The following is a 21,914-nucleotide window of genomic DNA, read 5'->3' as shown; positions in this document are numbered from 1 at the left end:
GCGAAAACAGCTTTATTTACGCTACAATCCCTTAAATTTACCTGTGAAACTCACTTGTGATCTGTACCTCAAAATTCAGGCTGATGGTTGCACGAAATCGCCTGCATGATGATGCCTTTCGCAAGCTACTCTGGAATTAGGGCTTATGGGCTATATCGTCGCACTGACCGGTGGCATCGGCAGTGGAAAAAGCACCATCGCCAGGGTCTTTGCCGAGCTGGGTGTGGATGTGGTCGATGCTGATGTCATCGCTCGCCAGGTGGTTGAGCCTGGTCAGCCAGCGTTGCAGGCGATTGCCGAAAAATTCGGTGATGAAATGCTGAATGCCGACGGCACTCTGAATCGTACCAGCCTGCGTCAGCGTATTTTCAGCGCCCCGGCCGACAAACTGTGGCTGAACAATTTACTTCATCCGATAATCCATCAGCAAACCCGCCGTCAGTTGGCCGAAACCCAGTCCCTGTGGTGTCTGTGGGTTGTGCCGCTGCTGGTCGAGAACAATCTGCATACGCTGGCGGATCGCGTGCTGGTGGTTGATGTTGAGCCGTCCATTCAGCTGGCCCGCACCATGGCCCGCGACAATATCAGTCGTGAACAGGCTAACAATATTCTTGCTGCGCAGGCAACGCGTGAAGCGCGTCTGGCCGTAGCTGATGATGTCATTGATAACAGTGGTTTACCCGAAAGCGTAGCGCCACTTGTTGCTGCGTTACACCAGCGTTATCTCGCGCTGGCGACGTCAGCGAAACAGGATTAACCGCATGAGCACAACGATTCTTTTTGAGCATCCCCTGAATGAAAAAATGCGTACCTGGCTACGTATTGAATTTTTACTTAAGCAGCTACAGGCCAGCCAGAACATTACCGATCATCTCGGGGCGCTGACCTTTTTCCGCAACACCGCTGATTTACTTGACGTTTTTGAGCGCGGCGAGCTGCGTACTGATATCGTGAAAGAGCTGGAACGCCAGCAGCAGAAATTGCGCTCCTGGGCAGAAGTGCCGGGCGTCGATATGGAACTGGTGAATAACTTAAGCGCCCGCCTGAAAAACTGCTCGACCAGGCTAATGGGTGCGCCACGTATGGGGCAGTTGTTACGTGAAGACCGGTTAATTGGTCTGGTGCGCCAGCGCCTGAGTATTCCCGGCGGCTGTTGCAGTTTTGATCTGCCGACTCTGCATATCTGGTTGCATGTGGATCAAGCCGTGCGCGATGCTCAGGTTGCGATCTGGATGGCATCACTGGATCCGCTACGCGAAGCGCTGACCCTGATCCTCGATTTGATTCGTCAGTCAGGCATATTTCGTCGCCACACCAGCCTGAACGGTTTCTTTCAGGATAATGCCGAAGATGCCGATCTGCTGCGTTTACAGCTGATGCTGGAAGACTCACTCTATCCACAAGTTTCGGGGCATAAAAGCCGTTATGCGATCCGTTTCCTGCCGCTCGACAGTGAACGCGGTGAGGTTCCTGCCCGACTCGATTTTGAACTGGCTTGTTGTTAAAGGTTTACCGTAATGAAAGATGAAGTCACCATAGTAAACTGCCCGACCTGTGGCAAAGATGTGATCTGGGATGCGCTGAGCCTGTTCCGGCCATTCTGCAGTAAGCGCTGCCAGCTGATTGATCTCGGAGAGTGGGCGGCAGAAGAGAAGCGAATTGCCAGTAGCGGCGATTTGTCAGAGAGCGATGACTGGAGTGAAGATCAGATCGATCGTCATTGAACTGTCTGAACCGGCGGCGATTTCGCCGCCATTCAGCAGGTCGAACGATTATTCAGCCAGCAGGCGTGCAACGATTGGGCTGTTGGCCGGTGGGAACTCGTCCGCCACCAGTTCAGCCTGTGGCACCCAGCGCATCGGTTGTCCTTCACGGCCATAAGGTTCGCCGTTCCAGCCTTCGACGATAAAGAAGTGCAGCGTAACGCGGACATCCTGATAAGTATGATCGGCAGTATCGAAAGGCACCGCATTAGTGACTTCAATTCCGGTCTCTTCCAGTAGCTCGCGGTTTAATGCCTGCGCGGCAGTTTCATCAGCTTCAATCTTGCCACCGGGAAACTCCCACATATTGGCCATATGCGAACTGGCTGAACGCTGCGCGAGAAAGATTTCCTTGCTGGCATTGCGAATGATACCCACCGCAACTTGCAGGTGTTTCATTGTTTAACTCCCTTTTAAGCGTCCTCCCCCACAGTATGGGGGAGGAATGACTATCAGGCTAAGCGGCCATGACACTGCTTGAACTTCTTGCCGGAACCGCATGGGCAAGGATCGTTACGACCCACTTTGCGCTCACCGGTCTGGCCGGACAGCTCTTCAGCTGCCGCAGTCTCACTGTCAACATGGCTCAGCTGCTGCTGCTGTTGCAGACGTTCAGCTTCCTGACGGCGCTGCTCTTCCATCGCTTCCACTTCTTCTGGCATACGCACCTGCACTTTGCACAGGGTGCTGATCACTTCATATTTCAGTGATTCCAGCATCGCACCAAACATGGCGAACGACTCACGCTTGTACTCCTGCTTAGGATCTTTCTGCGCGTAGCCACGCAGATGGATGCCCTGACGCAGGTAGTCCATTGCGGCCAGGTGCTCTTTCCACAGTGAGTCGAGCGTTTGCAGCATCACGCCTTTTTCGAAATTGCGCATCATTTCGGTGCCAACCACTTCTTCTTTACGCAGATAGACTTCTTTGCCCTGCTCCATGATGCGCTCACGCAGCGTCTCTTCATGCAGCTCAGGTTCTTTGTCCAGCCACTCGGCAATTGGCATTTCCAGGTCGAAATCGTTTTTCAGGCGCTCTTCCAGACCGGCAACATCCCACATCTCTTCCAGTGACTGCGGCGGAATATAGCTGTCGATGGTGGTTTTAAACACATCATCGCGGATGCTGTGAATGGTTTCGCTAACGTCAGACACGTCCAGCAGTTCATTACGCTGGGTGTAAATCGCGCGACGCTGATCGTTGGCAACGTCATCGTATTCCAGCAGTTGCTTACGGATATCGAAGTTGCGACTTTCAACTTTACGCTGTGCATTGGCAATCGCTTTAGTGACCCACGGATGCTCAATCGCTTCGCCGGGTTTCATCCCCAGTTTACGCATCATATTCGAAACGCGATCGGAGGCGAAAATACGCATCAGTGCATCTTCCATCGACAGATAGAAACGCGATGACCCCTGGTCACCCTGACGACCGGAACGACCACGCAGCTGGTTATCAATACGGCGTGATTCGTGACGCTCAGTACCGATAATATGCAGGCCGCCCGATGCCAGAACCGCATCATGACGAATTTTCCACGCGGCTTTAATCGCGTCAATCTGATCTGCCGTTGGCTCTTCCAGATTAGCAATCTCTGCCTGCCAGCTACCACCCAGCACGATATCGGTACCACGACCCGCCATGTTGGTGGCGATAGTGACCGCGCCTGGCTGACCCGCCTGTGCCACGATATCCGCTTCGCGGGCGTGGAACTTGGCGTTCAGTACGTTGTGCTTGATGCCCGCACGCTCCAGCTCCTGGGAGACCACTTCCGATTTCTCAATGGAAATGGTACCGACCAGAATCGGCTGACCATTCACAGTGCGCTCGCGAATATCTTCGATAATCGCATCAATCTTCTCTTTCTCGGTCATATAGACCAGGTCCGGCAGATCTTTACGCACCATTGGACGGTTAGTTGGCACCACAATGGTATCCAGTTTGTAGATTGAGCTGAATTCAAATGCTTCGGTGTCCGCCGTACCGGTCATACCGGCCAGCTTTTCATACAGACGGAAGTAGTTCTGGAAGGTGATAGAAGCCAGAGTCTGGTTTTCGTTTTGAATTTCAACGCCTTCTTTCGCTTCTACTGCCTGATGCAGACCATCAGACCAGCGACGACCCTGCATGGTACGCCCGGTGTGTTCATCGACGATAATCACTTCACCGTCTTTGACGATGTAATCAACATCGCGGGTAAACAGGACGTGGGCGCGCAGTGCTGCGGTCACGTGGTGCATCAGCATAATGTTGGTCGGCGAGTAGAGTGATTCGCCCGCTTCCATGATGCCTTCGCTGACCAGCAGCTCTTCGATATTGACCAGACCGCGTTCGGTCAGGTGAACCTGACGCGCTTTCTCATCAACGGAGAAGTGACCTTCACCCTGGAAGGTATCGGAATCTTCTTTCTCCTGGCGGATCAGGTGCGGGATAATTTTGTTAACCCGGGTATACATCTCGGAGCTGTCTTCAGCCGGGCCGGAGATGATCAGCGGGGTACGGGCTTCATCGATCAGGATGGAGTCAACCTCATCCACCAGCGCATAGTGCAGTTTACGCTGTACGCGCTCTTCCGGGCTGAATGCCATGTTGTCACGCAGGTAGTCAAAGCCGTATTCGTTATTGGTACCGTAGGTGATGTCGGCAGCGTAGGCCGCACGTTTAGCTGGCGCTGGCATGCCTGGCAGGTTGATACCGATGCTCAGACCGAGGAATTCGAACAGCCCGCGGTTATTCTCGGCATCACGCTGTGCCAGATAGTCGTTGACGGTAACCACATGCACGCCCTTACCGCTTAACGCATTCAGGTAAGCTGGCAGGGTTGCGGTCAGAGTTTTACCTTCACCGGTACGCATTTCCGCGATGCAGCGGTCATTCAGCACCATACCGCCGAGCAGCTGCACATCAAAGTGACGCATACCAAATACGCGCTTACTGGCTTCGCGCACGGTGGCAAACGCTTCAGGAATCAGGCTGTCCACGGTTTCGCCCTTTGCCAGGCGCGCACGGAATTCGTCAGTTTTCGCTTTCAGCTGTTCGTCAGAAAGCTTTTCAAATTCCGGTTCCATCTTATTGATGGTTTCGACAGCTTTACGCATACGGCGCAAAGTACGATCGTTACGGCTACCAAAAACTTTGGTTAAAATTTTCGTCAACATAATAAATACTTCTCTCCAGCCGCAGGTTCCTTACGGCTTACAGCGTTGTTTTGATTATAAAATTTGTAGAGCTGTGCTCTGAATACTTCAGGCGAGATTAGCCGGTCCGGCACGAATGCCCTGCACCTGCGCCAGCCACAACCCGCTGTGATGCGCAGCGCGCAGCGTGTGATGATGGCGTGGAGTATCGCGGATAATAACCGGGGGGCGAGACTCATGAGTCAACAACGCATTCAGCGTGTCGAGCAGTGCGAGTTTTTGTACTTCAAGCGGAAGCGCCTGCTCTGCGGTCGGCAGATGCTGCGGCGTTAAGGCAAAAGAGAGGTGGCGAATAACGATGCGGATCGCATGCTGGTGCCAATAGTCGACATTAACGTTCGGGCGACGCGCACTCTCCTGCAACAGCGCCAGGCTGTCGAAGCGCGCAACATTCCCGATGGTCAGATTATTGGACGACGTTTCCGGGCTTCTCTGTTCGCTGGCGTGGGTGACAGGCAGGCCGAAGCTCGCCGCGACCATCCCCAACAGGAGATGCGGCCAGAAGTAACGTCTGCCAAATTGTCGCCAACGATTAAGAATGCCGATCACTTTATTCCGCCACTGCGCCCAAACCACTCAGGCTGGAGCCACTGAAATCGATAATTTTACTGAGCGCAAATACTACCATTATTAGTCACGGCCGACATCAGGATAAATCTATTCACAGCGGGAAATGTCCGGTTATTCGGACAAGAAAACAGCATTTGAACGCGAAAAACTGACAGCCAGCAGCCGGTTGCACTGCGCTTAAGGCAGAGTGTGGCGTGACTAAAAAGAGGGAAAAATAATAGAACGACTGGCCTCACTGGCCGGAGAGAGTACCAGCTCAACCAGTCGTTATAGTCAGTTCAGGCTTACGCCAGAACCAGATTGGGTGCCTTGAATGCCAGCGGAAGTTCAGCTTCGTCTTCAAACGTTGCCCATTCCCAGGCTTCCTGCTTCGCCATAACCGCCTGCAACAGCTTGTTATTCAATGCATGACCCGATTTGAATGCGGTAAACGCACCAATGATATTGTGGCCACACATAAACAGGTCACCGATCGCATCAAGCATTTTGTGACGCACAAATTCGTCTTCAAAGCGTAAACCGTCTTCGTTCAATACGCGGTAGTCATCCACCACGATTGCACAATCGAAGCTGCCGCCGAGGCACAGGCCGCGAGACTGCAGATATTCGATTTCACGCATAAAGCCGAAAGTACGTGCACGGCTGATCTGACGCGTAAACGCTTCAGCAGAGAAATTCATGCTGTAACGTTGTGCGCTGGAATCAATCGCCGGATGGTTAAAGTCGATGGTAAAGTCCAGCGAAAAACCATTGTATGGCTTGATTTCAGCCCATTTGTCGCCGTCTTCAACCCGGACTGGTTGTTTGATGCGAACAAATTTCTTAGCGCTGTTCAGCTCTTCAATGCCTGCGTCCATCAGCAGATAGACAAAGGGTGCTGCGCTACCGTCCATAATCGGGATTTCAGGCGCATCAACTTCAACCACAATGTTATCAATACCCAGACCGGAAAGTGCTGCGTTCAGGTGTTCGACTGTTGAAATACGCACGCCATGCTCATTAACCAGGCAAGTAGAGAGCATGGTATCACGCACGGATTTGGCATCAGCCGGGAAATCAACCGGTGGATTCAAGTCAGTGCGACGATAGATGACCCCGGTATTAGCCGACGCAGGGCGTAAGGTCAGTGTGACTTTTTTGCCGGTGTGTAAACCGACTCCAGTCGCCTGAACAATACGTTTTAATGTCCGTTGTTTGATCATCACATTATCTCGCAAAAATTACTCATCCGACCGCCAGTGTATATCACTGACGGGCGAACATTTTAGCACAAAGAGCGGAGAATCCAAATTCTCAGGTTATTCTTAATCCGCCTGCTTACGCAGGAAGGCTGGAATATCCAGATAATCAGGTTCTTTGTTAGTCTGTGCACTTTGATCGTTCACCACTTTCGCGGCCGGTTTTTGCTCCTGAGGCAGTGGAGCCATACCGTGCTGCTGGTAGCGATGATCCATTACTGGCTGGCTGGATTGCTTGTTGGTCACCAGCGTAATTTCCGGACGTTTGTCCATGCCGATACCGGTCGCAACCACAGTCACACGCAGTTCGTCATTCATTTCTGGATCCAGAGAAGTACCAATCACCACGGTCGCGTTATCAGACGCGAAGGCACGGATGGTATTACCCACGGTTTCGAACTCATCCAGACGCAGGTCGAAGCCAGCGGTGATGTTGACCAGCACGCCGCGCGCACCAGACAGGTCGATATCTTCCAGCAGCGGGCTGGAGATCGCCATTTCTGCTGCTTCTTCAGCACGGTCTTCACCACAAGCCACGCCAGAACCCATCATGGCGTAACCCATTTCAGACATCACGGTACGCACGTCAGCGAAGTCGACGTTCATCAGACCCGGACGGGTAATCAGCTCGGCGATACCCTGCACGGCACCTTTCAGTACGTCGTTAGCCGCACCGAATGCGTCCAGCAGAGAGATGCCACGACCCAGCACTTTCAGCAGCTTGTCGTTTGGAATAGTGATCAGTGAATCGACATGCTTGGACAGCTCAGCGATACCCTGCTCGGCAAATGCCATGCGTTTTTTGCCTTCGAAATTGAACGGCTTGGTCACCACGGCAACCGTCAGGATCCCCAGATCTTTCGCCACTTCGGCAACGACAGGTGCCGCACCGGTACCGGTACCGCCGCCCATACCGGCTGCGATAAACACCATGTCCGCACCTTCCAGTGCTGAACGCAGTGCTTCACGATCTTCCTCAGCAGAGTTACGACCGACTTCCGGGTTTGCCCCGGCACCCAGACCTTTGGTAATTCCGTTACCAATTTGAATAGTCTGACCGACCGCCGTTTTACGTAACGCTTGCGCGTCAGTGTTCACAGCGAAGAATTCCACACCTTCGATGCGCTCACGCACCATATGCTCTACGGCATTGCCACCGCCCCCGCCGACGCCGATGACTTTAATCACCGCGTCATTGGTTAATTCCATAGGTTCAAACATAATTTCTCTCCGTTATGTGCCTGTCGCCTGGGGATCTAATAATACCTTTTATCTTTCACGCTGCAGCGGTATTAGCCGTAACGCGAAATTTTTTTAGGTATGAATCCCCTTTTCTAAAATTAAAACTCTTTTCTCAGCCAGCTGTTGATACGTTTAAACCAGTTGCCAACCGAGGCTCTTTTTTCAACCTCAGCCTCACCGTTCAGATGAGACTCTTTTCCGTAGTGCAGTAAGCCTACCGCCGTTGAGTAGTAAGGCTCCTGAGCATAATCGGTTAAGCCGGTTATGTTCAGTGGCTGGCCGATACGTACCTGCGTGTGGAAAACACGCTGAGCACAGGCGGCCAGCCCTTCAATTTGTGCCGCACCGCCGGTCAGAACAATCCCTGCCGCCAGATGGTGTTTCACACCCTGCTGACGCAGCTGTTCCTGCAACTGCAGAATCTCTTCGTTAACCAGATTCAGCAGCTCGGTGTAGCGCGGTTCAATCACTTCGGCCAGCGTCTGACGTTGCAGACTTCTTGGCGGACGCCCACCGACGCTCGGCACTTCGACGTTTTCGTCTTTACCGACGATCGAGCCAAGAGCACAACCATGGCGAACTTTAATCGCTTCAGCATCGGTTGGCGGTGTGCCAAAGGCGTACGCGATATCGCTGGTCACCACATTGCCAGCGTAAGGAATCACTTTGGTATGACGCAGCGCACCACCGGTATAGACCGCAATATCCATGGTGCCACCGCCGACATCCACCACGCAAACACCCAGTTCGCGTTCGTCTTCGGTCAGCACCGCAAAGCTTGATGCCAGACCGGCAAAGATCAGTTGGTCAACTTTCAGGCCACAACGTTCAACGGCTTTAACAATGTTTTTCGCCATATCGTTGTGACAGGTGATCAAATGCACTTTTGCCTGCATGCGCACGCCAGACAAACCCACCGGGTTTTTGATCCCTTCCTGATAGTCAATCGCATATTCCTGAGGAATAACATGCAAGATACGATGCTCATCACGAACGCGGACTGACTTAGCAGTATGTACCACATTCTCGACATCTTCCTGTGTCACTTCCTCTTCGGAAATCGGAACCATCCCGATTTCATTCTGGCAACTGATGTGTTTGCCCGATAATGCGAGGTAAACCGACGAAATCTGGCAGTCGGCCATCAGCTCAGCCTGATCGATAGCGCGCTGGACGCATTTCACTACCGATTCCAGATCGTTTACGCCGCCTTTATCCATACCGCGGGAAGGACAGCTGCCGACCCCGATAATATTGACCATGCCATCGGGCAGAACCTCCCCTACTAAAGCGGCAACCTTCGCGGTGCCAATCTCGAGTCCAACTACCAGTTTTCTGTCCGTCGACTTGATCATTGTTGTTTAGCCTGTGCCTGATTCTGTTGCTGATTACTGTCCTGCGGCTCAATAAATGCCGGTGCCCATCCCACTGCCGCGCCAGAGTCATAACGCAGATCAACGTAACCGATGCGTTTGTTCTCTGCCGTCGCCTGCTGCTGGAGCGAAGGATAGAGCTGCATAAAACGCTTCAAACGCTTCATGTCATCATTACGTCCAAGCTCGATGCGGACATCATCTCCCGTCACCAGCTGCCATGAACGTCGTGCCGTCATTGAGGCCATCTTCAACTTAAACTTATCTGCTGCCAGCACCTGGCTCATCTCGCGATAACCGGTGAGGACTTCCTGCTCGCTGCCTTCAGGGCCATACAGCATCGGCATCTCTTCTTTACCGATATGATTTGCCGGTACGCTGAATGATTTACCCTCAGCGTCAACCATATGCAGATCATTCCAGCGTGCAACCGGGACATATTCAACCAGATGAATCTTTAATTCGTCCGGCCACTGCTTACGCACGCTCACCTGCTGAATCCATGGCAGGCGTTCAATTTGCTGCTGGATAACGTTGACGTCCTGCGACATAAACGTTCCCGGCGAACCCAGTGATAAAATCGCCTGGCGAATATCGTCATGGGTGGTGTAGTGGGTTTTCCCGGTCACCACCAGCGTCGACAGCGGTAAGCGCGACGCATCATTCATCCACTTCAGCACCACCAACCCGCCAAACGCCATGGTGCCTAACACCATCAGCAGGAAAATAATGCCTGCCAGACGTGAGCCATTGCTGCGTCCGGTGCCAGTGCGCGCTTTCTCCTGCGCTTCCCGGTTACGTACATTCAGAGCCGCCTGAGACATATCAGTCAGCCAGCTCCAGAATACGAGCTACCAGCTGCGAAAAAGAGATTCCCGCCTGCTTCGCTGCCATCGGTACCAGACTATGGCTGGTCATACCCGGTGAGGTGTTGACCTCCAGCAGACAGAAAGCGCCTTCGCTATCCATCATCACATCAACCCGGCCCCAGCCGCTGCAACCCAGTGCACGCCAGGCATCAATCACCAGCGTGCTTAACTCGGCTTCGCGCTCGGCGGTTAAGCCACTTGGGCAGAAGTACTCGGTATCGTCAGAAATGTACTTAGCCTGATAGTCATAAAAATCACTGGCAGGCTGAATGCGAATTGACGGCAGAATCTCATCGCCGACAATCGCCACCGTGTACTCAGGACCACTTAAAAATTTCTCAACCAGCACTTCGTTATCGTGTCGGAAAGCTTCTTCCAGCGCCGCCGGCAAATCATCCGGTTGATTGACGCGCGAGATGCCGACGCTGGAGCCTTCACAACTTGGCTTAACAAACACCGGCATACCGAGCGCGGCGATACGTTCCGCCAGTTCGCCGTTCACACCCGCATTCATCTGCTGGCGGTTAATCACCACATACGGCGACACCGGCAGACCCGCCCCCTGCCACAGCAGTTTGGTGCGCATCTTGTCCATGGTGATCGCCGACGCCATCACGCCGCTGCCGGTATAAGGGATCTGCAGAAACTCCAGCAGCCCCTGTAAAGTACCGTCTTCACCGCCACGACCGTGCAGGGCGATAAATGCTTTTGTAAAACCTTCTTCTTTCAGGCGGGTAGCCGGAAAATCCCGAATATCGACAGCATGCGCATTAATACCCGCCTGTTGTAATCCTGCCAGAACCGCACTGCCTGAAAGCAAAGACACATCACGTTCTGCGGAGGTTCCACCCAGCAATACCGCTACTTTCTCAGCCATGATGATCCTCTCCGTTAATAATTTGCGGTTGTAACTTGTTCTCCGCCAGTTTGCGCGCAATTTTACCGACGTTACCTGCACCCTGAACCAGGATCAAATCGTTGCCTGACAGGGTCGGAGCCAGCATATCCAGCACGTCGTCATGATCGGGCACCAGGATTGGATCGACTTTGCCACGACCACGAATGGTACGGCACAGCGATCGGCTATCAGCCCCCGGGATCGGTGACTCGCCTGCGGCATATACATCCAGCATTAACAGCACATCGACCTGCGACAGAACATTGGCAAAATCGTCATACAGATCACGAGTACGCGTATAACGGTGCGGCTGGAAAATCATCACCAGTTTCTTGTCTGGCCAGCCGGCGCGTGCCGCTTTAATCGTCGCGTCAACTTCGGTTGGATGGTGACCATAGTCATCAACCAGCATTGCGCTCCCTTCGGCACCGTTGACGTCGGCCAGCGGATATTCGCCAAGGAAGTCGAAACGGCGGCCAGTGCCCTGGAAACTCTCCAGCGCGGTGAGGATATCGTGATCCTCAATGCCCTCTTCACTGGCTACGGCCACGGCAGCGGCGGCATTCAGTGCGTTGTGACGGCCTGGCGCGTTAAGCGTCACTTTCATTAACGGTTTATCGTGGCGTACCAGCGTGAAATGCCCCTGCGCACCGCGCTGCTCGTAGTTTTCAATGCGCACATCAGCGTCATCACTGAAACCATAGGTGGTCACCTGACGCCCGACGCGCGGCAGCAAGTCACGGATAACTGCGTCATCGATACACATCACTGCACGTCCATAGAACGGCAGGTTGTGCAGAAAGTTAATAAATGTCTGCTTCAGATTTTCGAAGTCGCCCTGGTAGGTATCCATATGGTCGGCTTCAATATTGGTGACAATCGCCACCATTGGTTGCAGATGCAGGAACGACGCGTCGCTCTCATCCGCTTCCGCAATCAGATAACGGCTGCTGCCAAGGCGAGCATGCGTGCCTGCCGCTTTAACCAGCCCCCCGTTAACAAATGTCGGATCCAGTCCACCTTCAGCATAAATACTGGAAACCATCGCCGTGGTAGTGGTTTTACCGTGCGTACCGGCAACCGCAATACCGTGACGATAGCGCATCAGTTCAGCCAGCATTTCAGCGCGGCGGATCACCGGGATACGCGCTTCACGCGCGGCAACCAGTTCCGGGTTATCCTGGGAAACCGCCGTTGACACCACCACGACGCTGGCATCACTGACGTTTTCCGGGCGATGGTTAAAGTGAATAGTGACGCCCAATGCTGCCAGATGCTGGGTAACCGCGTTCGGCGCTAAATCAGAACCACTAATCTCATAACCTTCGTTGGCCAACACTTCGGCAATACCGCCCATGCCAGCACCACCGATGCCGACAAAGTGAATGTGCCGGACGCGACGCATCTCGGGCACCATTAAACGCAGTTTCGCCAATTGTTGTGTATTCATCTTTTCTGCCTGTTGCGAGCCGCATTTATCCGGCCCCTGAAAATCATATTTATCATGCCGTGGCGGCAACGGCATCGGCGACACGCCCGGTAGCATCGGGAATCGACGCCGCACGTGCCTTCTCTGCCATCAGCAGCAGCGTTGGGCGATCCCAGCCTGCCAGCGTTTCGGCCACCACTTCCGCAGTAAACTGCGGCTGCTCAAAAATTTTGGCTGCACCCGCTTGCTCCAGCGGTAGTGCATTCCAGTACTGCTGACGATCTTTATGCTGAAACGGCACAAAAATCGCCGGTAAACCTGCTGCAGCGATTTCGCTCACCGTTAACGCGCCAGAGCGACAAACCACCACATCAGCCCAGGCGTAGGCCGCAGCCATATCATCGATAAACTCGGTGACTTTATGCTGCGTCTGTCCGACATCCTGATAAGCCTGAAGTACGCTCTCCAGCGCGCCCTTACCCACCTGATGCCACAACGTGATGCCATCACCCATTTTTGCCGCCACCTGTGGCAGCGTCTGGTTCAGCACCCGCGCGCCCTGGCTACCACCGATCACTAACACGCGAATCGGCCCTTCACGCCCGGCCAGTCGCTCTCCGGGTAACGGCAGCGCCAGCACATCGGTACGTACCGGGTTGCCCACCACATCGGCATTCGGAAACGCACCGGGAAACGCCTGCAACACTTTTTTGGCAATTTTCGACAACCCTTTATTGGTCAGGCCGGCGATACCATTTTGTTCATGCAGCACCACCGGGATACCGCAGCTCCAGGCCGCCAGGCCGCCAGGGCCGGACACATAACCGCCCATTCCCAGTACCACATCGGGTTGATACGCCTTCATAATCGCCCGCGCCTGACGCCAGGCGGAGAAAATACGCATCGGTGCCAGTAACAGTGCTTTCACACCCTTGCCACGCAGGCCAGTGATGCGAATAAAATCAATCTCGATGCCGTGCTTAGGAACCAGTTCCGCTTCCATTCGGTCAGCGGTGCCGAGCCAGCGAACCTGCCAGCCTTGCTCCATCAGATGGTGTGCTACCGCCAGCCCGGGGAAAACATGCCCGCCGGTTCCGCCAGCCATCACCATCAGTCGCTTACCACTCATCGGGCACCTCGTGTAAACGCCTGCGCTTTTGCCAGGCGCGTTTCATAATCTATGCGCAATAACAGTACGATCGCCGTCGACATAATAATCAGACTGGAACCACCGTAACTGATTAGCGGCAGCGTCAGACCTTTGGTCGGCAACATGCCCGCGGCCGCACCGACGTTAACCAGTGCCTGGAAGCTAAACCATACGCCAATCGAACAGGCTAAAAAGCCGGAAAAACGCTGGTCAAGCTCTAACGCCCGGCGGCCAATCGACATCGCGCGAAAAGCGACGAAGAATACCATTAACAGGGCAAAAACCACACCGATATAACCCAGTTCTTCCCCGATAATCGAGAAAATGAAGTCGGTATGCGCTTCCGGTAAATACTCCAGTTTTTGCACTGAATTACCTAAGCCCTGGCCCCAGAACTCACCACGGCCAAATGCCATCAATGACTGAGTCAGCTGGTAGCCGCTGCCGAACGGGTCTTCCCACGGATCCCAGAAGGAGGTGACGCGGCGCATACGGTAGGGTTCAGCGATAATCAGCAGGCAAACGGCAAAAATACCCGAGCCGATAATTGCCAGAAATTGCCATAATTTCGCCCCCGCCAGGAACAACATCGCCAGCGTGGTCACAAACAGCACCACCACCGTGCCGAGGTCCGGCTGCGCCAGCAGTAACACCGCCAGCACCACCATCACGCCCATCGGCTTACAGAAACCCCAAAAGTTGTGACGGACTTCTTCTACCTTGCGCACCAGATAACTGGCGAGATAGCAGAACAGCGACAACTTCGATAACTCTGCTGGCTGGATACGCAGCGGCCCGAGGGCAATCCAGCGCGATGCGCCGTTGACCGAGCTACCGACCACCAGCACAATCAGCAGCATTGCCACTGAAGCCATCAGCATAATATTGCTGTAGCGCTGCCAGACTTCCATTGGCACCCGCAGCGTCACCAGCGCCATACCCAACGCCAGCAACAGATAAAAGGCGTCACGCTTGGCGAAGAAGAACGGATCGTCCGACAGACGCTGCCCCACCGGCATCGATGCCGAGGTCACCATCACAAAGCCAATAATTGCCAGCCCAAAGGTTAACCACAACAGTGTGCGGTCATACAGCACCATTGACGACGCGTCGCTTTCACGCGCACCCATCACCCACTCTTTCAGGCGATGAGTAATACCACCGGCGAGGCTCAGACCAGGAAATCGCATCAGCCAAGCTCCTTTGCCAGTTGCACAAACAGATCGCCGCGCTGTTCAAAGTTACGGAACTGATCGAGGCTGGCACAGGCCGGCGACAGCAGCACCATATCGCCCGGCTGTACCTGCGCTGCAATCTGTTCCATCGCCTGTTGCAGGGTTTCCGTGCGCACGGAAATCTCCGGGCGTAATTCAGCCAGCGCGGCCGCGTCGCGTCCAAAGCTATACACGCGGACGTTATCGCCTTGCAGATAGCGCGCCAGCGGACTGAAATCAGCAGATTTGCCGTCACCGCCCAACAGCAGCCACAGTGTGCCCTCAAGCTTTAGTCCATTCAGTGCCGCTTCGGTACTGCCCACATTGGTCGCCTTCGAATCGTTAATCCAGCGCACGCCGTTATGCTGCCAGGCGAGCTGGAAACGGTGCGCCAGGCCACTAAAGGTGGTCAGCGCTTTCAGGCTGGTCGCACGCGGCAGGCCAACCGCATCGGCCAGCGCCAGTGCGGCCAGCGCATTGGTATAATTGTGTTGCCCGACGAGATTCATCTCATCGGCACTCAATACTTTTTCGCCGTTAGCGCGCAGCCAGGTGCTGCCCTGCTGACGGTTAAGATGATAATCACCCACGTCAGCGCCAAAGCTGATACAGCGCTTGTCCGCGCCACGCACCGGCATGGTCAGCGCGTCATCGGCATTTACCACGCAGACTGCCGCGTGTTCATAAATACGTAACTTCGCGGCGCGATACTGCTGCAAACCAAGCGGATAGCGATCCATATGGTCCTCAGTCACATTGAGGATGGTCGCCGCCGCCGCTTTCAGGCTGTGGGTGGTCTCCAGCTGGAAGCTCGACAGCTCCAGCACATACAGCTGCGCCGGATGCTGCAATAATGTCAGCGCCGGTAGGCCGATATTACCGCCGACACCCACCGCCCAACCGGCGGCTTTTGCCATCTCCCCCACCAGCGTGGTGACGGTGCTTTTACCGTTGGAGCCGGTAATCGCGACAATCGGTGCCTTTGCTTCACGGCAGAACAGTTCGATATCCCCGATAATCTCCACGCCCGCCGCTGCGGCATCCATTAAAGAAGGATGCGCCAGCGCCATACCTGGGCTGGCAATAATAAGATCGGCGGCCTGCAACCAGCCATCATCGAGCGAGCCTAAATGACGCTCTACGGTTTCTGGCAGCTTGTCGAGGCCTGGCGGTGACAGTCGGGTATCCATCACGCGTGGCGTAACGCCTTGCGCTAAAAAGAAATCAACACAGGAGAGACCGGTCAGGCCCAACCCGATAATGACCACTTTTCTACCCTGATAGTCTGCCATGATTAACGCACCTTCAGCGTTGCCAGGCCAATCAGCACCAGCATCAGCGAAATAATCCAGAAGCGCACAATGACACGCGGCTCCGGCCAGCCTTTCAATTCATAGTGGTGATGAATCGGTGCCATGCGGAAAATACGTTGTCCGCGCAGCTTGAACGATCCCACCTGCAAAATCACCGACAGGGTTTCAACCACAAATACCCCGCCCATAATCACCAGCAGGAACTCCTGACGCAGCAACACAGCGATAGTACCGAGCGCGCCGCCCAGCGCCAGTGAGCCAACATCACCCATAAACACTTGCGCCGGATAGGTGTTGAACCATAAGAAGCCCAACCCGGCACCAACAATCGCGGTACAGACAATCACCAGCTCACCCGCATGACGCAGATAAGGAATATGCAAGTAGGCGGCAAAGTTAACGTTACCGGTCGCCCAGGCCACCAGCGCAAAGCCCGCGGCCACAAACACCGTTGGCATAATCGCCAGGCCATCCAGCCCGTCGGTCAGGTTGACCGCGTTACTGGTACCGACAATCACAAAGTAGGCCAGCAACAGATAAAGCAGGCCGAGCTGCGGCATGATGTCTTTAAAGAACGGCACCACCAGCTGAGTCGCCGGGGTATCTTTACCGATGGCGTACATGGCAAATGCCACCACCAGCGCAATCACCGACTGCCAGAAATACTTCCAGCGCGCGATTAGCCCTTTGGTGTCTTTACGTACCACTTTGCGATAGTCATCAATAAATCCGACAATGCCGTAACCCACCAGCACAAACAGCACGCACCAGACATACGGGTTAGACGGATAGGCCCACATCAGCACCGAAATGGTGATGGAGGCGAGGATCATAATGCCGCCCATCGTCGGCGTACCGCGTTTGCTGAAATGCGACTCCGGGCCGTCATTACGCACGACCTGTCCAATTTGTAATTTTTGCAGATAGGCAATCAGACGCGGCCCCATCCATAAAGAGAGGAACAGTGCGGTCAGCAGGCTGACGATGGCGCGGAACGTCAAATAGGAAAAGACGTTAAAGCCAGAATAAAAAGCGACCAAATGTTCGGCCAGCCAGACTAACATGTTCCTTTCTCCTGTAAGGTCTGTACTACCTGCTCCATGGCGGCACTACGTGAACCTTTAACTAAAATGGTCATCTCTTGATGCTCGGACAGCAGCGCGGACAAACGTGCCGCCAGCGCTGATTTATCATTAAAATGCTCGCCAACACCGCTGGCCTCACTAATACCGTGGCTGAGTTTTCCGACACTCAGCACCCGATCGATACCGGCCAGACGTGCCGCTTCACCGACTTCGCGGTGACATTCGACGGCTTCCGCGCCCAGTTCGCCCATATCGCCCACCACCATTACGCGATAACCCGGCATCTCTGCCAGCACCTGCGCGGCGGCGGTCATTGAGCCGACATTGGCGTTGTAGCTGTCATCAATCAGCAGTTGCGTGGCGTTTAACGCTATCGGGAACAGTCGCCCCGGCACCGCTTTCAGTGAGGCTAACCCCTGCTGAATCGCGTCAAGTGGCGCATCCACTGACAATGCCAGCGCCGCAGCGGCCAGCGCGTTAGCAATATTGTGACGGCCAGGCAGCGGCAGCGTAACTTCCGTTGCGCCTGCTGGCGTATTCAGGGTGAACTGCGTGCCCTGAGTGCTGAAACGAATATTGCTGGCAAAGAAATCACTGTCCGCCTGCGGCTCCACCGAGAAACGCCACAGGGTTTTATGGTGCAGATGGTTCTGCCAGTGCGGCCAGTCGTTGCTGTCAGCATTGATGATGGCGGTGCCGGTAGCGGCCAGCCCTTCGAAAATTTCGCCTTTGGCTTTGGCAACGCCCGCCAGTGAGCCAAAGCCTTCCAGATGCGCGGCGGCGAGGTTATTCACCAGCGCGGTTTCCGGACGGGTCAAATCGGTGGTGTAAGCAATTTCGCCCTGATGGTTAGCACCCAGCTCAATCACCGCATACTGGTGCTCAGGCGTCAGGCGTAACAGCGTCAGCGGTACGCCGATATCGTTATTCAGATTCCCGGCGGTATACAGCGTTTCACCGCAGATGCGCAGAATCGCGGCGGTCATCTCTTTTACCGAGGTCTTACCGGACGAGCCGGTCAGTGCCACTACGCGGGCAGCGCTCTGCTGGCGTACCCAGCCTGCCAGCTGACCCAGCGCAATACGCGTGTCGCTAACCACCACCTGCGGCACGGCCACCGGTAAGTGCTTACTTACCAGTAATCCGGCGGCACCTTTAGCGATCGCCTCACCGACAAACTCATGCGCATCAAAGCGTTCGCCTTGCAGCGCGATAAACAGCGCCCCTGCGGACACTTTCCGCGTATCGGTGGTGACGTCAGCGAAGGTCAGATCGCTGCCGTGTAGCGTACCCGAGGTAATGTCGGCCAGCTGTTGCAGAGAAAGCGCGATCATGCCACCACTCCTAACAAGCGGGCGACCGTCACACGATCGGAGTAATCCAGTCGGCGATTGCCGACCAGCTGATAATCTTCGTGGCCCTTACCGGCCACCACCACCACGTCATCTTCCTGCGCCTGCATAATGACGTTAGTGACCGCTTGCGCACGCCCGTGCACTACCCGTGCGCGGCCTGCATCAAGTAAGCCGGAAAGAATACCTTCAACAATTGCCGCCGGTTCTTCACCGCGCGGGTTGTCATCAGTAATCACCACCACGTCGGAGAACTGCTCGGCAATCGCTCCCATTAGTGGGCGCTTACCTTTATCGCGGTCGCCGCCACAGCCGAACACACACCACAGCTGGCCTTTACAGTGCAGGCGCGCCGCTTCCAGCGCTTTCTCCAGCGCATCCGGGGTGTGAGCATAATCCACTACCACCGTCGCTTTGCCCGGCGCACTGAACACTTCCATGCGACCACAAACTGGCTGCAACTGATTGGCGGTAGCGATCAGTTCGGTCAACGGATAGCCCAGCGACAGTAAAGTCGCCAGCGCCACCAGCAGGTTGCTGACGTTAAATGCGCCCATCAGGCGGCTGTCGATAACGCCATTACCCCAGCTGGATTCAAAAGTTACCGAGAAGCCGTTGTCGTGATAGTTGATCCCGATGGCTTTCAGCCAGCGACCACGGCAGCCCGGCTGCAAGTTGTTTTCCATGGTGACGGCAACGGCATCCGGCAGGTTTTGCAACCAGCGATACCCCACTTCGTCATCCGCATTAATAATCATCTGGCCGACCTGGTGCTCAGAGAACAGCAGCCATTTGGCGGCCTCATAGCGCGTCATATCACCATGATAATCCAGGTGATCGCGACTGAGATTGGTAAAAGCAGCAGCGGCAAACGGCAGCGCCGCAACGCGATGCTGCACCAGCCCGTGGGAGGAAACTTCCATCGCTGCCACGGTCGCGCCCTTTTCCACCAGTGAATGCAGCACGTGCTGAACATCTACTGCGGAACCGGTGGTATTTTCTGTCGATACCAGTTGACCATACAGGCCGTTACCGACAGTGCCCATCACCGCACCGGTTTCACCCAGCAGATTGGCCCACTGCGCCAGCAACTGGGTAGTTGTGGTTTTACCGTTGGTTCCGGTCACGCCAATCAGACGCAGTTGCTCGCCTGGCTGCTGGTAAAAACGTCCGGCCAGTGCCGAGAGGCGCTGTGGCAGCTGCGCCAGGTAAATCACCGGCACGCCGTGCATTTCGGCGATATGACCATCTTCTGCGACGCCATCAGCTTCAGCAATCACCGCCGCCACACCCTGAGCGATAGCCTGCGGAATAAAACGTCGTCCATCGGCCTGATGGCCGGCAATCGCCACAAACAGATCGCCGGATGCCGCCTGGCGGCTATCCAGTGTCATTTCACGAAGCGGACGCTCCGGTGCGCCGGGCACCCACGGAGCCAGTAGGTCGCGCAAGTTACGATCTGTCACCTGATCCCTCTTTCTTGTTAAGTACCACATCGTTTTTGTCCGTGGTCGGCAGCGCATCCGGCTCGACGTTCATGGTGCGCAATACGCCGCCCATGATGGCGCCAAACACCGGTGCAGAAACCGCACCACCATAATATTTACCGGCCTGTGGATCGTTAATCACCACCACCAGCGCAAAACGAGGATGGCTCGCAGGCGCAACGCCCGCGGTATAAGCAATATATTTATTGACGTAGCGACCATCAGGGCCGACTTTTTTCGCGGTACCGGTCTTAATCGCAATGCGATAACCTTTAATTGCCGCTTTTACGCCGCCGCCGCCTGGCAACGCCACGCTCTCCATCATATGCACCACAGTTTTCACCAGCGGTTCAGGGAAGACGCGTTCGCCATTGACCGGCGGGTCAACTTTGGTAATCGACAGCGGACGGGCAATGCCATAGCTGCCAATGGTTGCGTAGACTCGCGCTAACTGTAACGGGGTTACCATTAGCCCGTAGCCGAAAGAGAAGGTGGCCCTCTCTATGTCAGACCACCGTTGTTTTTGAGGATATAAGCCACTGCTTTCTCCGACCAACCCCAAATTGGTCGCCTTACCCAATCCAAAGCGCGCGTAAGTATCTACTAACGCTGAGGACGGCATCGCTAACGCCAGCTTTGAAACACCGACGTTACTCGATTTCTGCAGAACCCCGGTCAGGGTCAATTCGCTGTAGCGCGCCACGTCTTTGATCTCATGACCATTGACGCGGTACGGCACGGTATTCAGTACGGTATTCTCTTTCACCACGCCACGTTGCAGCGCGGTCATCACCACCATCGGCTTCACCGTTGAACCCGGTTCGAAGATATCGGTGATGGCACGGTTACGCATTACATCTTTCGGCGTACCGCTGAGGTTATTCGGGTTATAGGCCGGGCTGTTAGCCATCGCCAGCACTTCGCCGGTATTCACATCCACCAGCACCGCAGTACCGGATTCGGCTTTGTTAAACGCCACGGCATTGTTCAGCTCGCGGTAAACCAGCGCTTGCAGGCGCTCGTCAATGCTTAACGCCAGGTTATGGGCTGCCTGACTGTCCACCGAGGAGATATCTTCGATTACGCGCCCAAAACGATCTTTACGCACGATACGTTCGCCGGGCTGGCCAGTCAGCCATTTATCGAAGCTTTTTTCCACGCCTTCGATACCCTGACCATCGATATTGGTAAAACCAATCAGATGTGAGGTGACCTGCCCGGCGGGATAGTAACGACGCGACTCTTCGCGCAGATGAATGCCAGGCAGTTTCAGTTTTTTGATGTAGTCGCCAATCGCCGGATTCACCTGGCGAGCCAGATAGACAAAGCGCCCTTTCGGGTTGGCATTCACCCGACTCGCCAGTTGATCGAGCGGAATTGACAGCGCATCGGACAGCGCTTTCCAGCGGCTGTCGAGGGTAATGCCGCCATGGTCATGCAGCTCTTTCGGATCGGCCCAGATGGCGTTGACCGGCACGCTGACCGCTAACGGACGCCCGGCGCGATCGCTGATCATCCCACGTGCGGTCGGAATCGCCTGCACGCGCAGCGAGCGCATATCCCCTTCACGTACCAGCTTATCCGGGTTAATCACCTGTAAATAAGCCACACGCAGCAGCAAGCCTGTCAGAGCCAGTAAAATACAACCGCACAGCAACGCAAAGCGCCAGCTTACAAAGCTGGCCTTCTCTTCCTGTTTTTTCAATTTAAGCGTCTTGGTTGCGGCTCTCATTG

At 54.9% G+C, this 21,914-nt stretch carries 19 protein-coding genes; 3 read left to right on the top strand and 16 right to left on the bottom strand.

Annotated features, from left to right (window positions below; translation table 11 throughout):
- The first annotated feature begins 145 nt into the window (after positions 1 to 145).
- From coaE to yacG, 3 genes are read left to right on the top strand one after another with little or no spacing between them, the layout of a single operon-like run.
- Entirely contained in the window at positions 146 to 757 is a 612-nt protein-coding gene (gene coaE, locus NG42_RS14835; RefSeq protein WP_052900300.1) for a dephospho-CoA kinase, read from the top strand.
- 4 nt (positions 758 to 761) lie between these two features.
- Positions 762 to 1,505: a cell division protein ZapD gene (zapD, locus tag NG42_RS14830; RefSeq protein WP_052900298.1), complete on the top strand. Its 744-nt coding sequence runs from the start codon at positions 762 to 764 to the stop codon at positions 1,503 to 1,505.
- A 12-nt stretch (positions 1,506 to 1,517) separates the two neighbouring features.
- Complete coding sequence (yacG, locus tag NG42_RS14825) at positions 1,518 to 1,724, top strand: DNA gyrase inhibitor YacG (RefSeq protein ID WP_052900295.1); 207 nt, start codon at positions 1,518 to 1,520, stop codon at positions 1,722 to 1,724.
- A 48-nt stretch (positions 1,725 to 1,772) separates the two neighbouring features.
- Here the strand turns inward: yacG and mutT are convergent, their stop codons facing one another.
- The 16 genes from mutT to NG42_RS14745 all read right to left on the bottom strand — a co-directional run bounded on the left by mutT (position 1,773) and on the right by NG42_RS14745 (position 21,912).
- Positions 1,773 to 2,162 (bottom strand): 8-oxo-dGTP diphosphatase MutT, encoded by a 390-nt coding sequence (mutT, locus tag NG42_RS14820; RefSeq protein ID WP_052900293.1) that lies wholly within the window; start codon positions 2,160 to 2,162, stop codon positions 1,773 to 1,775.
- Positions 2,163 to 2,215: 53 nt separating this feature from the next.
- Positions 2,216 to 4,921, bottom strand: a complete 2,706-nt coding sequence (secA, locus tag NG42_RS14815) for a preprotein translocase subunit SecA (RefSeq protein WP_052900291.1) — start codon at positions 4,919 to 4,921, stop codon at positions 2,216 to 2,218.
- A gap of 87 nt (positions 4,922 to 5,008) precedes the next feature.
- The gene (gene secM / locus NG42_RS14810; protein WP_052900289.1) at positions 5,009 to 5,509 is read right to left on the bottom strand and encodes a secA translation cis-regulator SecM; all 501 of its coding nucleotides are present in this window, start codon (positions 5,507 to 5,509) and stop codon (positions 5,009 to 5,011) included.
- Between the two features lie 305 nt (positions 5,510 to 5,814).
- Positions 5,815 to 6,732 carry a UDP-3-O-acyl-N-acetylglucosamine deacetylase gene (lpxC, locus tag NG42_RS14805; protein ID WP_052900287.1) on the bottom strand — a complete coding sequence of 306 codons (918 nt, stop codon included), beginning with the start codon at positions 6,730 to 6,732 and terminating at the stop codon, positions 5,815 to 5,817.
- A gap of 102 nt (positions 6,733 to 6,834) precedes the next feature.
- Positions 6,835 to 7,989 (bottom strand): cell division protein FtsZ, encoded by a 1,155-nt coding sequence (gene ftsZ / locus NG42_RS14800; RefSeq protein ID WP_052900285.1) that lies wholly within the window; start codon positions 7,987 to 7,989, stop codon positions 6,835 to 6,837.
- Between the two features lie 119 nt (positions 7,990 to 8,108).
- Positions 8,109 to 9,365, bottom strand: coding sequence for a cell division protein FtsA (gene ftsA / locus NG42_RS14795; RefSeq protein ID WP_052900283.1), 1,257 nt, complete (start codon positions 9,363 to 9,365; stop codon positions 8,109 to 8,111).
- Entirely contained in the window at positions 9,362 to 10,207 is an 846-nt protein-coding gene (gene ftsQ / locus NG42_RS14790) for a cell division protein FtsQ (protein WP_052900281.1), read from the bottom strand. The genes ftsA and ftsQ overlap by 4 nt, the downstream gene beginning before the upstream one ends.
- 1 nt (position 10,208) lies before the next feature.
- Positions 10,209 to 11,129, bottom strand: a complete 921-nt coding sequence (locus NG42_RS14785; protein ID WP_052900279.1) for a D-alanine--D-alanine ligase — start codon at positions 11,127 to 11,129, stop codon at positions 10,209 to 10,211.
- A complete protein-coding gene (gene murC, locus NG42_RS14780) occupies positions 11,122 to 12,600 on the bottom strand; it encodes a UDP-N-acetylmuramate--L-alanine ligase (RefSeq protein WP_052900336.1) in 1,479 nt (492 codons plus the stop codon). The genes NG42_RS14785 and murC overlap by 8 nt, the downstream gene beginning before the upstream one ends.
- 52 nt (positions 12,601 to 12,652) lie before the next feature.
- Complete coding sequence (gene murG / locus NG42_RS14775) at positions 12,653 to 13,708, bottom strand: undecaprenyldiphospho-muramoylpentapeptide beta-N-acetylglucosaminyltransferase (RefSeq protein WP_052900277.1); 1,056 nt, start codon at positions 13,706 to 13,708, stop codon at positions 12,653 to 12,655.
- Positions 13,705 to 14,919 carry a cell division protein FtsW gene (ftsW, locus tag NG42_RS14770; RefSeq protein WP_052900275.1) on the bottom strand — a complete coding sequence of 405 codons (1,215 nt, stop codon included), beginning with the start codon at positions 14,917 to 14,919 and terminating at the stop codon, positions 13,705 to 13,707. The genes murG and ftsW overlap by 4 nt, the downstream gene beginning before the upstream one ends.
- A complete protein-coding gene (gene murD / locus NG42_RS14765) occupies positions 14,919 to 16,235 on the bottom strand; it encodes a UDP-N-acetylmuramoyl-L-alanine--D-glutamate ligase (protein ID WP_052900273.1) in 1,317 nt (438 codons plus the stop codon). Before murD ends, ftsW begins: the two co-directional genes overlap by 1 nt.
- Before the next feature lie 2 nt (positions 16,236 to 16,237).
- The gene (mraY, locus tag NG42_RS14760; RefSeq protein WP_052900271.1) at positions 16,238 to 17,320 is read right to left on the bottom strand and encodes a phospho-N-acetylmuramoyl-pentapeptide-transferase; all 1,083 of its coding nucleotides are present in this window, start codon (positions 17,318 to 17,320) and stop codon (positions 16,238 to 16,240) included.
- Positions 17,314 to 18,675, bottom strand: a complete 1,362-nt coding sequence (gene murF, locus NG42_RS14755) for a UDP-N-acetylmuramoyl-tripeptide--D-alanyl-D-alanine ligase (RefSeq protein ID WP_052900269.1) — start codon at positions 18,673 to 18,675, stop codon at positions 17,314 to 17,316. The genes mraY and murF overlap by 7 nt, the downstream gene beginning before the upstream one ends.
- A complete protein-coding gene (gene murE, locus NG42_RS14750; protein WP_052900266.1) occupies positions 18,672 to 20,159 on the bottom strand; it encodes a UDP-N-acetylmuramoyl-L-alanyl-D-glutamate--2,6-diaminopimelate ligase in 1,488 nt (495 codons plus the stop codon). The genes murF and murE overlap by 4 nt, the downstream gene beginning before the upstream one ends.
- Positions 20,146 to 21,912: a peptidoglycan glycosyltransferase FtsI gene (locus NG42_RS14745; RefSeq protein WP_052900264.1), complete on the bottom strand. Its 1,767-nt coding sequence runs from the start codon at positions 21,910 to 21,912 to the stop codon at positions 20,146 to 20,148. Before NG42_RS14745 ends, murE begins: the two co-directional genes overlap by 14 nt.
- Positions 21,913 to 21,914 lie beyond the last annotated feature (2 nt).

It is taken from the genome of Winslowiella iniecta, from assembly GCF_001267535.1.
Lineage (GTDB): Bacteria > Pseudomonadota > Gammaproteobacteria > Enterobacterales > Enterobacteriaceae > Erwinia > Erwinia iniecta.
The sequence above is the reverse complement of the archived record's forward strand: the minus strand, read 5'-3'. Positions and strand labels throughout refer to the sequence as shown.